Raw genomic sequence first — 13,259 nt, forward strand, 5'->3', positions numbered from 1 at the left:
CCATCCGCCCGCTGTTTGTAAGTGCAGGGGCGGTCAGCGTCAGGCCGTCCCGGGCAATCACCCGACCGCCGGCCTCGTTGCTGGCCCGGCGGGTCAGGTTCAGCAGCAGCGCGGTGGCGCTGAGCTCGCCGCTGTTAGCCAGCGTTTCACCGTTAAGCGTCAGCGTTCCGCCGCTGCGCAGCGCGCCGCGGTTAGTGAGGTCTGCCACGTCAAGCGTCAGGGCCGTGTCCCCCTCAACGGTACCCTGGTTCTGCAGGCTGTCCGCCGTGATGTGCAGGTCGCCGGCGGCAATACTGCCCGCGTTAGTAAACGCAGTGCCGTTCAGGGTGAGCCGGTCGTCCGCCAGCAGGCGTCCGGTATCGGTGTTGGTCAGGCTGAGGTACTCACCGCTCAGGCTGACCCCGTTGATTTCACCCTGGTTTGTCAGCGTGTCGCCTTTAATGCGCAGCGTGCCGTCGGTGGTGATAAGCCCGCCGTTGGCCAGCGCCGGGATATTCAGCGTTAAATCCTGCGCGCTGTAGACCGACCCGCCCGCGAGGTTCGTCAGTGACCCGGTCTTCAGGCCGAGCAGGGTGGTCCCCTGCAGCAGCCCGCCGTTCTCCACCGAGGCAGCGTCCAGCGCCAGCGTACCGGCAACCAGCGAACCGCTGCTGGTGATGCGCCCGGGGGCCGTCAGGGTCATGCGGTCCGCTTTTGCGGCGCCGGACTGGAGGATGTTATTTCCGCTGAGGCTGAGGGTAGCGGCGGTGAGCTCGCCGCCGCTGGTCAGGTCGCCGGACGCGTTAAAGCTCAGCGCGTCACCGGTGGATTTCCCGGCGTGCGTAATCGTGCCCGCCGTCACCGACAGGGCGCCTTTCGCCGCCTGCGTGCCGTTCAGCGCGGCATTCTGCGCCTGCAGGGTGAGCCCCTTCCCGCTCTGCAGGTGCGCATCCCGGCCGGTGGTCAGGTCGCCGGCGCTGACGGTGACCGCCCCCGCCGCGTCCGTCTGCCCGTTCAGGCTGGCGCTGCGGGTCGCGGTAATCTGTATATTGCCCTGGCTGGTCGTGCGGGACGCCTGACCGCTGGTCAGGGTGCCGGCCTGCGCCGTCAGCGCCGTCGCGCCGGACAGGGTGCCGTTTTGTTCAAGGTTGCCTGCGGTCACGTTCATCGCGCCGTCAGCCAGCAGGCTGCCGCCGTTACGCAGGGTCTGCTGCGCCGTGACGGTCGCATCACCTTTTGCGCTCAGCGTGCCCCGCTGCTCCAGGGTTCCGGCGCTTAACGCCAGGTTGCCGGCGCTCTGCAGGGTGCCGTTGTTGGTCACCGTCTGTCCCTTCAGGGTGACGTCGCTGCCCTGCGCCGTGCCGTCATTCGTCAGCTCTCCGCCGTTCACGTCCAGGTGGCCTTTCGCCGCCAGCAGGCCGCTGCTGGACACCCTGTCGCCGGAGAGCGCAATGTCGCGCCCCGCATTCACCTGCCCCTGGTTGCTGACGGTGCTGCCCGTCAGGCGGATATCTGCCGCGGCATCGGCCCGGCTCTGGCCGTCCAGCACCAGCTGCCCGCCGCTCAGGGCCAGACTCTCCCCTGCCGAGACCGCACTGCCCGTGGAGGACAGTGTGCCGCCGCTGCTGAGGGTCGCGCGGGTATCGCTTCCGCTGCGGGTATTCGTCAGGGTGATATCCTTCCCGGCCGCCACGCTGAGCGCACCCTTGCTGGTGACGCTGCCGCCGCGCTGCGTCAGGCTGCCGCCGGTGGACAGCGTGGTGTCGGCCTGGCCCGTCAGCGTTGCATCCGCAAGCGCCATTCCCTGTTTGCTCGTGACGGTCAGCGCCCCGCCCTGTGCCGACACGCCGCCGCCGTTGACGGTCAGAGTGTCCTGACTGTCCAGCGTCGCCGCGCCGCGGGAGATAAGGGAGCTATTGCTGAGCGTCATCGCCTGCCCGCTGCTGACCGCCAGCGCGCCCGCGCTGTTTGTCCCGCCACCGGTCATCTGCACTTTCCCCGCCGCAGAAAGGCGCATATCGCCCTGGCTGGCGAGCGTGCTGTTACTGAGCTCCATATCCTGCGAGCTGGCCACGTTCAGCGCGCCCCCGGCCTGATGGCTGCCGCTGAGGGTCACTCCCGCGCCATTCGCGCGAATCGAACCGCTGGCCAGGCTGTTCCTGACCGTCAGTCTGCCGCCCGCATCCAGCTGAATGTCGCCCTGGCGCGCGGTGAGGTTGCCGAGGTTCACCCCCACGCCCGCCTCGCTGGAGACCAGACGGATACGGTTGGCATACATCCCGCCGAGCGCGCCGGTATCCACCGCCACCACGGGCGCGGCGCCCTCACCGGCAATCGGCCTGACGCTGCCGTCTGCGCCCACGCGGTTCGCCCCTGCCGTTACCGTCAGGTCGTTCGCGTGGATCGCGGCGTTCACTTCCGTTGCGCGCGCAATAATCGACAGCGCGTCGCTTTTACTGGCGTCCAGCCCCTGGCCTTCAACCGTGATGGCGCCTTTCGTCACCTCCAGCGCCAGCAGGTTACCGCTGGCGTCGAACTGCGGTTTCCCCGTGGTCAGGGTGACGTTCGGGGTGTTGATAAATCCGCATCCGTTACAGGTGATCCCGTACGGGTTGGCCACCATAACGTTTGCTGCCTTACCGGCGACTTCCGTGTAGCCCTGCAGCTGCGAGCGGCTGGCGCCCGTGACTTCGTTGATGATACCTTTCGCTTCCCGCCCGGCCTGCAGGTTGGGGTTGTTCTGGATAAGCCCGCCCAGCTGGGTCCGGGTTAAACGGTCCGTGCCGTTATTGAGGATAAGCCCCTCGTTGCCGACGTTATACTCACCGAACTGGTTATGCGAGATACCCGCCCCGTTGGGCGTGGCGATGTTGACGACCGGCACCCCGTTCCCCGCCCGATCGACCGTGGTCTGCCCGGTCGGCGTAAGCGCCGCCGCGACGGCGGGTGCCACCGGCTGCCAGACCATCAGGCCGCAGACAATCCAGCTGATCAGACGCTGCGAGAAACGAACGGGTGGGTGACGGGTATCCATAGTCGTAGAGTCTCTTAAAGCATGAAGGCAATGCGCCAGTTAACGCTCACATGATCCGGGCCGAGCCAGTCGGGGTAGTGCAGAGGCGTGCCGACCGAAATCTGGCTGCTGTACCCGCGCCCTGCGCTGCTCAGCCCCACCGAACCGCCCCACAGCGTGCCGGAGGCAAAGCGGTCCTGACGGTCTTTTTCCAGCCAGCCGCCGTCAACGGCGACCGTTGCGCTTACCGCGCCAATCACCGGGAGGGTGAAGAGGGAATACCCCAACTCGTTACGCCAGTAGCCGCCGTTATCCCCGGACAGGTACTGCTCTTTAAAACCGCGCACGGAGCTTTCGCCGCCGAGCGTCAGGCGCTCGGAGCCGTACAGCCGGTCGGGCGACCACTGGCCGTAGGCGCTGGTCAGCCACCACGCGTTGCGGGCGACAGGCCGCTGGAAGCTGGCGTTCAGGCTCCATTTACGGAATTCCGCGCGCGGCATATCCCCGGATTTATTTTCGTCGGTTTCGGCACTGAACCAAGGCATGCCGTGGCTCCAGGTCGGGTTGAAGGTCGCCACGCCGCCCAGCATTTTTTGCGTGTGGGTAATCCCGAGGACCAGGCTGGAGAGGTTGCGCGTGCTGCTCTTAAGCGGCGCGTCGTTGAGCCAGTTGCGGCTGGAGCGCTGAACCACGCCTGCCGCAATACCGGTTTTCACATCCCCGTTGCGGAACACCACCCAGGACGCGTTAAGGCGGTGGGTTTTAGTATCGCCCGTGGAGAGCCAGTTGAACCCCTGGTTACTGATGGTGGTCCGGTAGTTACTCCAGGCGTAGCTGTAGTCCAGCAGGCCGTAGCCGAACGGCACGCTGACGCCCGCCTGGAAATTCTGCGCATCGTACGCGCTGGCAAAATCGCTGCTGCGCCCGCCGCTGACAAACCATTTATCCGCCAGCCCCAGCATATTATTGGCGGTGAGCACGCCACTCAGCTGATCTTCGCCGGTGCTCTTCTGCCCGCTATTATCCAGGCTTACGGATACACTTAAGGGAAATTCCGGTTTTGCCGTGAGATTAACGATGGAATATCCGGCCTGCGTTCCCGGCAGAATTTCAATCTGCACCGGGTCGGTACGCAAACGGTTAATTTGCTCCATGCCCTGTTCAATGTCGCGTAAATTAAGGATGCCGCCCACCCGTCCCGGAAACGCCATTTTCAGCATGCGCGGCGTTTCGCCTTCCAGACGAATTGCTTCCAGTCTGCCTTCCAGCACAACAATATTCAGCTGACCGCCGGAGAGATCCTGCTCGGTGAGAAAGGCGCGGCTGGTGATATATCCCCGGCTGATATACCAGTCAGAAATATGGGCGAGAAGTTCCGTTATTTTCGCCATATCCAGACACCGGCCCTGCCACGGTGCGACAAGGGTCTGACGGGTTTTCGGGGAGATTAAGGTCGCACCGGAAAGGGTAATGGTATTAATGGTGAAACAGGGCCCGGAGCCGGTTGCAGGCAGAGGCCTGGCAGGCGCGGGGCGAGGAATACTCCGCTCCAGCTCTTCGCGCTGTTGCTGGTTCTGTAATAAAAGCTGCTGCTGTTGCTGCTGAATAGCGTCGCGATCGGCTGGCGACAAGGGGGCAGCATTCACACTCGCTGAAAAAAGCGCAATTAATAATATAGCAACAGTATAATTCACAAATGAAACTATTCTATTTTTTATTTCGGAGCTATTCATCCATGCCACAAAAATGTCCGCAATGATTATTTTTGTAATATAAGAGCATTCTTAAAGCGAGTATATCTAATTTGCATTAGGGCCCCTAAAATTAATGGTTCTTTCGGAAAGGTGAGAAAGATATTAAGAGAAAATAAGAAATGGTTTAACTCACCCTTAAATCTTGAGTTAGCCGTAATACACTAGCTGTGGAGACGAAACGTTTTTCTCCACTCTGCCGGACTGACCCCAAAACGCGCCTTGAACTGCTGTCGCCAGGTGACGGGGGAATTAAATCCCACGAGTTCAGCCACGCGCTCAATCGGCATATTTCCGGCCTCAAGCAGGATCTGGCTGCGCCGCAGGCGTTCGGCGGTAAGCCAGTCGGCGACGCTCATCCCCGTGGCTTTAATAAAATGCCGGGTCAGGGTGCGGCGGCTCATCGAAACCACCTCTGCCAGCGAGTCCAGGCTATGCGGTTCGGTGATGTGCTGCTGCAGGTAGTCGATCAGGCAGTTAATGCGTCCGTCGCGGGTATCTTTGGGTACCGGCTGGGCGATGAACTGCGCCTGACCGCCCTCGCGGTGGGGCGGAACAATCATCCGACGGGCAATCTGGTTGGCGACCACGCTCCCAAAACGCTGGCGAATGATATACAGGCAGCAGTCCAGCGCAGCCGCGGTACCGGCAGAGGTGATGATATTGCCGTCATCCACGTAAAGGGCATTAATATCCAGCTGAACGCGCGGGAAGAGCGACTGAAATTGACGTTCGAACTCCCAGTGGGTGGCCGCACGTTTGCCGTCGAGGAGCCCCGCCCAGGCAAGAACAAACGACCCCAGACACAGCCCGACGATTTCCGCACCGTTGTCTCTTGCCTGCACCAGGCTGTCGAGCAGCGCCTGGGGCGGTCGTTCAAGGACGTGCTGCCAGTAGGGAACGACGACAATATCGGCCTGACCCATAGCGGTGAAATCCTGCGTGGCGTTGAGGGCAAATCCGTCTTTTGAGGTGAGGAACCCCGGCGTTTCGGCGCAAATCGTCACGTTAAAGCGCTTTTCGCCGGAGACCGAATCGCCAAACAGAATGCAGGGAACGGAGTAGTGGAACGGGCTGAACCCGTCTACCGCGACAATCGCGACGTTGATTAGCGACATCTGTCTCTCCTTTCCCTTTTAGACGCTCAGAATATAACGGTTTCGCCATCCTGGGGAATGCTCACCGCGTCACTCACCTGATTGGCTTCAACGTACTCACGCAGCGCGCTGCGGGTCAACAGGCAGTGGTTAATCGCCTCCATATGGCTCGCCACAATGTTGGCCTGCGGCAGCAGGAAATGAACGTTAAGCACATCCTCCTGCCCCATAATAATGGGCCCAAAACCAATGACGTGTGCATAGCCAGCGTTCAGTACCACCACGTCCGGCTGGTGCTTTTGCAGATCGGCCGCTACTTCGTCACGCCAGACGGTATCCCCGGCAAGATAGAGCGTCTTCTCATCGGGATGACGCAGCACCACGCCGCAGGCCTCGCCCAGCCGCTCCGCCAGCTCCGGCACGGCGTAAGCGCGATCGGTGCCGTGCTGCCCGCCGTGGGTTTTCGTAATCTGAATATCGCCGAAGAAGGTCGCGTCGGTCATGACCGTCAGGTTGCTGAATCCCTGGCTTCGCAGCAGCGCGGCGTCACGATCGTTTTGCACGTAGATCGGTTTGTCTTTGGCGATCAGCTCCGCCGCGGCGCGATCCCAGTGATCGTCATGGGTATGGGTGACGATCACCGCGTCGGCGCCCAGCAGCGTGCTGACGTCAACGGGGAGTTCGACCGTCGGGTTACGGCGTTCGGCATACGCCGTGCCGGGAAAGCCCGGATAAGCCCCCTTCGGGGCCAGCATCGGGTCGATTAAAAGACGTTTTCCGGCGTAGGTAATCAGCTGGGTGGCGTTGCGAATATGGGTAATGTTCATGGGCTATCCTCCGGTTGGTGTGATAAGGAGGATAGCCAGCGGTCGCAGCTGACGCTGTGGGTTAAAGGGCGATTACCGATGGAATCGGGCCAATTTAAGCAACCCGTTTTCCGTCAGATCGTTTACCAGCCCGGCACCGCCCCGCCGTTAAAGATCGTCTCCGCCGCTTTCGCTACCTCAGGCGATTGATACGACTGGATAAATTCCTTCACGTTCTCCGCGTCCTTGTTGTCTTCGCGCGTCACCACGATGTTCACGTACGGCGAGTTTTTGTCTTCAATAAAGACGCTATCATGCACCGGCGACAGCCCGGTTTGCTGAATATAGGTCGTGCTGATGATGGCGACATCCACTTTCGGATCGTCCAGCACGCGCGGCAGCTGCGCCCCTTCCAGCTCCATAATTTTCAGCTGTTTAGGGTTGGCGGTAATATCCAGCGCCGTCGGCAGCAGCCCGGTGTCCGGCTTCAGGGTAATGAGCTTCTCCTTTTGCAGCAGCAACAGCGCGCGGCCAAGGTTGGTCGGGTCGTTTGGAATGGCAATGGTTGCCCCGTCCTTCAGGTCAGAGACGGATTTGATTTTGCGGGAATAGCCGGCCATCGGGAAAACGAAGGTGTTCGCCACGGCCACCAGCTTGTAGCCATGCGCCTTGTTATCCTCAGCGAGGAATGGGCGATGCTGGAAGACGTTGGCATCCAGTTCCCCCTGGTTAGTCGCATCGTTAGGCAACAGCGAACCGCTGAAGCCGACCAGCTCCACGTCCAGGCCATATTTCTCTTTTGCCACCTTTTTGGCGACTTCCGCTACGTCCTGTTCAGCGCCGTTGATGACGCCCACTTTAATGTGTTTGGCATCGCTGCCACTTTGATCGCACCCTGCCAGCAGCAGGCCAGCAAGTACCAGAGCACCCAATCGACGTTTCACAAGACAGTTCCTTTTGCTGAATGTTGTAGTGACTATATCGACAACGAAGCGGTGAAATAAAAACCGAAAAAGAATCAATAAGAAGGATCGGTTATATGCGAGTATTGCCGGGTGGCGCAGCGCTTACCCGGCCGACAGATTCAGGGCTTAAAGGGCTTTCGCCAGGTAATGTCGCTGCATGCCCGGGTACGGATAATCCTGCAAAGACATCTGCAGCTGGTACCCCTGTTTTTCATAGAACGGGCGCGCCTGGAAGCTGGCGGTGTCGACCAGCGCATGCTTGCAGCCTTTGCGTCGGGCTTCCTCTTCGGCCGCTTTGATGAGCTGGCTGCCCACGCCGGATCCACGCACGGCGTCGCTCACCCAAAGAAAGTCGATATTCAGCCAGTCGCCTTTACGCACCCCAATTAGCCCGCCGAGCATGGCGCCTTTATCGTCCCGCACGTAAACGCCAATGTCGCCGCTAAAGTTCGCCAGATCGATAAACTGTCCGTTAAAGGCTCTCAGACCGACGAGTAACTCTTCTTTTTCCTGCGCAGTAACCACATGAGTAATGCTCAGGTGCATATTTTTATCTCCTTGTTATCTGTGCCGCTTCACTATCTCACACAGATCTCCCGGAGAAAATTCATACTTTCGGCTGGCGTCGCTACACTGAATGTAACGATATATTTCATGGGAAGCCTGTGACTTCGAAAGGGGGTTGTTGATGAAAGCCGCGCACCTGGTCTGCCTGCTGGTTTGTCTGCTCTTCGCCGCGTTTGTCCATGCTCAGGAAAAGGATGACCCTGCGAAAGAGGCGCAAATAAAGCAGCAGGTCCTTAAAGATATTAAGAAAACCTGCACGCCACAGAAAAAGCAGAGCGATAAAGCCTGGCAGGCGATGATTTTATCGTCCGAGGCCAATCAGTTGCTGATCAAAAATGCCATTACCGCCGTGAAGCGCGACAACCTGGATGCCTACTGGGGGGCGATTGGTCAGGTGGATTGTATGGAGGATTATTAAGCGTGAAGCCGGGCTTCACGCTTTTTTCAGCGCTTCCGCATATCCGGAATGATGAGATCCCCGCGCAGAACATAGGACCCGAGCATCTGCGTTTTCTCCGTCAGCCAGCTCACAATGCGCGCCGCCATCGCGTCCATGGAATATTCAATAGCCGGGATCACCGGAATACCCGGCAGGTGCAGCGATCCGGCAAGGCTGAAGACCATGATGTCGTCCGGCACCGATTTATTAAACGCCTGCAGCTGCGGGATCACCCGCTGGGCTTCCTGCTCGTCCGCCACCAGCAGCGCGTTGAAGTTCAGGGTGCTGGCGTTATTAAGCAGCTCCTGTAGCGCAACGGACGAAGAAGTCGCATCCATAAAGACCAGGTTGCGATTAAAGGGCAGGAAATTTTTCTCCAGCGCATGCTTGTAGCCGAGAAGCACCTGATCGGCAAAACCGCTGCCGTGGGGGTGGATCAGCGCAATCTGGCGACGCCCCTGACTGGTGAGGTAGTTACAGGCGGTCTCGGCGGCAAAGGCGTGATCAAACTGAATGCTGTTGGCGTTATCAGACTCCATGCAGTCCACCAGAATGACGTTGTCCATCTCCACGTCCAGCGGGAAACGGGCGCCAATCACCAGGATGTCATCGCAAAGCCCGCAGGAAAGTTCTTCAAGGGCGTTCATCACTTCCGCTTTGCTGTGCGCGAAGCGCAGCAGGAGGTGTTTTTGATGCTGGCTGAGCTGTTTTTCCAGCGCGTAGAGATAACCGGTGGTCTGGTTAATATTTTCCTGCGCGCAAATGACCCCGATACACCCCGTCGACTGGCTCAGCAGCGACTGGGCTATCACGTTAGGCCGGTAGTTCAGCTCATCCACCGCTTTTAGTACGGCCTGACGGCTGGCTTCCTTTACGCCACGCGACCCACTCAACACTCGCGATACCGTGGCTTTAGACACCCCGGCAAGACGTGATACATCATTGATTGTCGACATCTCTTTCCCCTGGCAGGCTTACCTCGCGCCTGCAAATTCCATCACCGCTTCGGCTCACATTATAGCCAGAACGGAGTATATCCGTTTCCGTTTTTCATGGAAACCGATTTTCCGTTTCCACTCCAAATGATGTCAAAACTGCCAAATTATGTGACGCACATCGGGTTAATTAGCCTCATAAGTAAGGCATCTTGATGGTTGTCACACTTCTGTCTTTTATGAATGGAAACCGGTTTCCGTATAATGTCCAATCATCCTCGCAATAACTTTTTACATTTAGAGGATGGTTGTCGATGTTCAAAATTATGCTGTGCTGCTCTGCCGGGATGTCCACCAGCCTGCTGGTCAGCAAAATGGTCGATGTCGCGAAAGAACGTGGTTTGCCGGTGAAGATTGATGCGTACGGCGTTTCCGAATTTGATACGCAGTTTCCGCAATACCAGGTGGTACTTCTCGGACCGCAAGTGAAATACATGTTACAGACACTCTCAGACAAGGCGGCGACGCAAGGCATTCCGGTGCAGCCCATCGATATGATGGACTACGGCATGCAGCGTGGCGATAAAGTACTGGACTATGCTCTGTCGCTCATCGAAGCGGCACACTAAAAGGTGTTCACATGAGTTCGTTATATCAATCCATGGTCGCGGTGATTGAGCAGTCGATTACTCCGCTGGCCGCGAAGCTGGGTCAGCAAAAGTACGTGATTGCCATCCGCGACGGCTTTACCGCCGCGCTGCCGTTTATGATCATCGGCTCGTTTATGCTGGTGTTCATCTTCCCGCCGTTCTCGGCGGATACCACCAACAGCTTCGCCCGCGGCTGGCTGGATTTCTCCCAGACCTACCGCGAACAGCTGATGCTGCCGTTTAACCTCAGCATGGGGGTGATGACCTTCTTCATTTCGGTGGGGATTGGGGCAAGCCTGGGGCGTCAGTTCAACCTCGACCCGGTGATGTCCGGCCTGCTGGCCTTTATGGCCTTCCTGCTGGTCGCCGCGCCGTATGCCGACGGCAAGATATCGACGCAGTACCTCTCCGGACAGGGCATCTTCACCGCGCTGATCACCGCGATTTACGCCACCCGCGTTTACGCGTGGCTGAAGCAGAACAACGTCACTATTCGCCTGCCGAAGGAAGTCCCGACCGGCGTGGCGCGTTCGTTTGAAATCCTGATCCCGGTGATGGTGGTGATCGGCACGCTGCACCCGCTGAACCTGTTCATTGAAGCGCAAACAGGGATGATTATCCCGCAGGCGATCATGCACCTGCTGGAGCCGCTGGTGTCTGCCTCTGACTCCCTGCCAGCCATTCTGCTCTCCGTGCTGCTGTGCCAGATCTTCTGGTTCGCCGGTATTCACGGCTCGCTGATCGTCACCGGCATCATGAACCCGTTCTGGATGGCGAACCTCTCGGCAAACCAGGCGGCGCTGGCGGCCGGCGCGGCGCTGCCGCACGTTTACCTCCAGGGCTTCTGGGATCACTACCTGCTGATTGGCGGCGTAGGCTCCACGCTGCCGCTGGCGTTCCTGCTGCTGCGCAGCCGCGTAACCCACCTGCGTACCATCGGCAAAATGGGCGTTGTGCCGAGCTTCTTTAACATCAACGAACCGATTCTGTTCGGCGCGCCGATCATCATGAACCCGATGCTGTTTATCCCGTTCGTGTTCGTTCCGCTGGTTAACGCCTGCCTGGCGTACGCGGCAACTAAACTCGGCTGGCTGGCGCAGGTCGTCTCGTTAACCCCGTGGACCACCCCTGCACCGATTGGCGCCTCGTGGGCGGCGAACTGGGCGCTGAGCCCGGTGGTGATGTGCCTGGTCTGTATGGTGATGTCCGCGCTGATGTACCTGCCATTCCTGCGCGCCTATGAGCGTACGCTCATCAAAAACGAAGAGCAGAAGGCCCAGGCAACCGTCGGTGCCGCCGAGACCGCCAGCAATTAAGTCAAAGAGGAAGAGTCATGAAATACGCATTTCCCGATAACTTCTGGTGGGGCAGCGCAAGCTCTGCTCTCCAGACCGAAGGGGCAAGAGAGGGGGAAACCACGTGGGATTACTGGTTTGCCCGCGAGCCGAACCGTTTTCACAACGGCGTGGGGCCGCAGCAGACCTCCACGTTTTATCAGCACTGGAAAACGGACATTCAGCTGTTAAAGCAGCTGAATCACAACAGCTTTCGCACCTCGATTAGCTGGGCGCGCCTGATCCCCGACGGTATCGGTGAAGTGAACCCGGACGCGGTCGATTTTTACAATCAGGTCATTGATGAGCTGAATGAACAGGGCATCACGCCGTTTATGACCCTGTTCCATTTCGACATGCCGATGGCGATGCAGGAAATCGGCGGCTGGGAAAACCGCGACGTGGTGGAGGCTTACGCCCGCTATGCGCAGATCTGCTTCGAGCTGTTTGGTGACCGCGTGCTGCACTGGTTTACCTTCAACGAGCCGATCGTGCCGGTGGAAGGCGGTTATCTGTACGACTTCCACTACCCGAACGTGGTGGATTTTCGTCGGGCAGCCACCGTGGCGTATCACACCGTGCTGGCCCATGCGAAGGCGGTGCAGGCCTACCGCGCCGGGCATTACGCGGGGGAAATTGGCATCGTGTTGAACCTGACGCCGTCCTATCCGCGCTCGCAGAACCCGGCGGACTTGAAGGCGGCACACGTTGCAGATCTGATGTTTAACCGCAGCTTCCTTGACCCGGTTCTGCGCGGCGAATACCCGGCGGATCTGGTGGCGTTACTGAAATCTTACGATCAGCTTCCCGCCTGCAAGCCGGAAGACGGTTTTCTGATTGCGGAAGGGAAAATCGACCTGCTCGGCATTAACTACTATCAGCCGCGTCGCGTGAAGTGCCGAGACAGCGCGGTGAACCCGCAGGCGCCGTTTATGCCGGAGTGGTTCTTTGATAGCTACGAGATGCCGGGCCGCAAGATGAACCCGTACCGCGGCTGGGAAATCTACGAGCCGGGTATTTACGATATTCTGGTTAACCTGCGCGACAATTACGGCAACCCTCGCTGCTTTATTTCTGAAAACGGCATGGGCGTCGAAAACGAGCAGCGCTTTATTGAAAATGGCCAGATAAACGATCGGTACCGCATCGAGTTTATTTCCGAACATTTAGCCTGGCTGCATAAGGGTATTAGCGAAGGGTGCAATTGTCTCGGTTACCATATGTGGACGTTTATTGATAACTGGTCGTGGTGCAACGCCTATAAAAATCGCTACGGATTTATCCAGCTCGATTTAGAGACACAGAAACGCACCATTAAGAAAAGCGGAGAGTGGTTTGCCGCCACCGCGTTAAATAATAGTTTTGAAAAAGAGTAATGATATGATCGCACTAGAAGAAGCCGTAATGGAAATTATCGTCAATGCCGGACAGTCCCGCAGCCTGTGCTTTGAAGCCCTGCACGCGGCGCGCCAGGGCAACATTGACGAAGCCAAAAGCCTGCTGCGCGAAGCCGATGGCTACGCGCGCCAGGCGCACAAGATGCAGACCAAACTGATCGAGCAGGATGCGGGCGAAGGCCGCCAGCCGATGACGTTAATTATGGTGCACGCGCAGGATCACTTAATGAATTCCTTATTAGCGCGTGAACTGTCCGAAGAAATTATTCATTTATACCAGAGATAATCTATGGCGAAATAATTATTGTAATACCTCTGTACCCTAA

General features: G+C 58.6%; 12 protein-coding genes. 5 read left to right on the plus strand and 7 right to left on the minus strand.

The features are described 5' to 3' along the window. The 6 genes from NUX24_RS18090 to NUX24_RS18115 form a co-directional block, all read right to left on the minus strand. The coding region (locus tag NUX24_RS18090; RefSeq protein ID WP_257833235.1) for a filamentous hemagglutinin N-terminal domain-containing protein at window positions 1–3,013 on the minus strand (3,013 nt) is incomplete at its 3' end. Between the two features lie 14 nt (window positions 3,014–3,027). Further along, entirely contained in the window at window positions 3,028–4,725 is a 1,698-nt protein-coding gene (locus tag NUX24_RS18095; RefSeq protein WP_257833322.1) for a ShlB/FhaC/HecB family hemolysin secretion/activation protein, read from the minus strand. Between the two features lie 182 nt (window positions 4,726–4,907). After that, window positions 4,908–5,861 (minus strand): GlxA family transcriptional regulator, encoded by a 954-nt coding sequence (locus NUX24_RS18100; protein ID WP_126330388.1) that lies wholly within the window; start codon window positions 5,859–5,861, stop codon window positions 4,908–4,910. A 26-nt stretch (window positions 5,862–5,887) separates the two neighbouring features. Then, window positions 5,888–6,667 carry an MBL fold metallo-hydrolase gene (locus tag NUX24_RS18105; protein ID WP_257833238.1) on the minus strand — a complete coding sequence of 260 codons (780 nt, stop codon included), beginning with the start codon at window positions 6,665–6,667 and terminating at the stop codon, window positions 5,888–5,890. Window positions 6,668–6,789: 122 nt separating this feature from the next. Then, entirely contained in the window at window positions 6,790–7,590 is an 801-nt protein-coding gene (nlpA, locus tag NUX24_RS18110) for a lipoprotein NlpA (protein ID WP_008500128.1), read from the minus strand. Between the two features lie 147 nt (window positions 7,591–7,737). After that, window positions 7,738–8,157: a GNAT family N-acetyltransferase gene (locus tag NUX24_RS18115; protein WP_257833240.1), complete on the minus strand. Its 420-nt coding sequence runs from the start codon at window positions 8,155–8,157 to the stop codon at window positions 7,738–7,740. Between the two features lie 142 nt (window positions 8,158–8,299). Between NUX24_RS18115 and NUX24_RS18120 the strand changes: the two genes are divergently transcribed. Continuing rightward, window positions 8,300–8,596, plus strand: coding sequence for a YicS family protein (locus tag NUX24_RS18120; protein WP_047649986.1), 297 nt, complete (start codon window positions 8,300–8,302; stop codon window positions 8,594–8,596). Between the two features lie 26 nt (window positions 8,597–8,622). Here NUX24_RS18120 and NUX24_RS18125 read toward each other — a convergent pair whose 3' ends face one another. Beyond that, on the minus strand, window positions 8,623–9,573 hold the full coding sequence (locus NUX24_RS18125; RefSeq protein ID WP_193805407.1) for a LacI family DNA-binding transcriptional regulator: 951 nt from the start codon (window positions 9,571–9,573) through the stop codon (window positions 8,623–8,625). A gap of 293 nt (window positions 9,574–9,866) precedes the next feature. Here NUX24_RS18125 and NUX24_RS18130 point away from each other — a divergent pair, with 293 nt between their 5' ends. From NUX24_RS18130 to NUX24_RS18145, 4 genes are read left to right on the plus strand one after another with little or no spacing between them, the layout of a single operon-like run. Beyond that, window positions 9,867–10,181: a PTS sugar transporter subunit IIB gene (locus NUX24_RS18130; protein WP_023333974.1), complete on the plus strand. Its 315-nt coding sequence runs from the start codon at window positions 9,867–9,869 to the stop codon at window positions 10,179–10,181. Between the two features lie 11 nt (window positions 10,182–10,192). Next, window positions 10,193–11,518 (plus strand): PTS sugar transporter subunit IIC, encoded by a 1,326-nt coding sequence (locus NUX24_RS18135; RefSeq protein WP_023309840.1) that lies wholly within the window; start codon window positions 10,193–10,195, stop codon window positions 11,516–11,518. Window positions 11,519–11,535: 17 nt separating this feature from the next. Continuing rightward, entirely contained in the window at window positions 11,536–12,912 is a 1,377-nt protein-coding gene (locus NUX24_RS18140) for a glycoside hydrolase family 1 protein (RefSeq protein ID WP_257833245.1), read from the plus strand. 4 nt (window positions 12,913–12,916) lie between these two features. Beyond that, entirely contained in the window at window positions 12,917–13,219 is a 303-nt protein-coding gene (locus tag NUX24_RS18145; protein WP_029741865.1) for a PTS lactose/cellobiose transporter subunit IIA, read from the plus strand. Window positions 13,220–13,259 lie beyond the last annotated feature (40 nt).

Source organism: Enterobacter sp. HG048 (assembly GCF_024702055.1).
GTDB classification, from domain to species: domain Bacteria; phylum Pseudomonadota; class Gammaproteobacteria; order Enterobacterales; family Enterobacteriaceae; genus Enterobacter; species Enterobacter dykesii.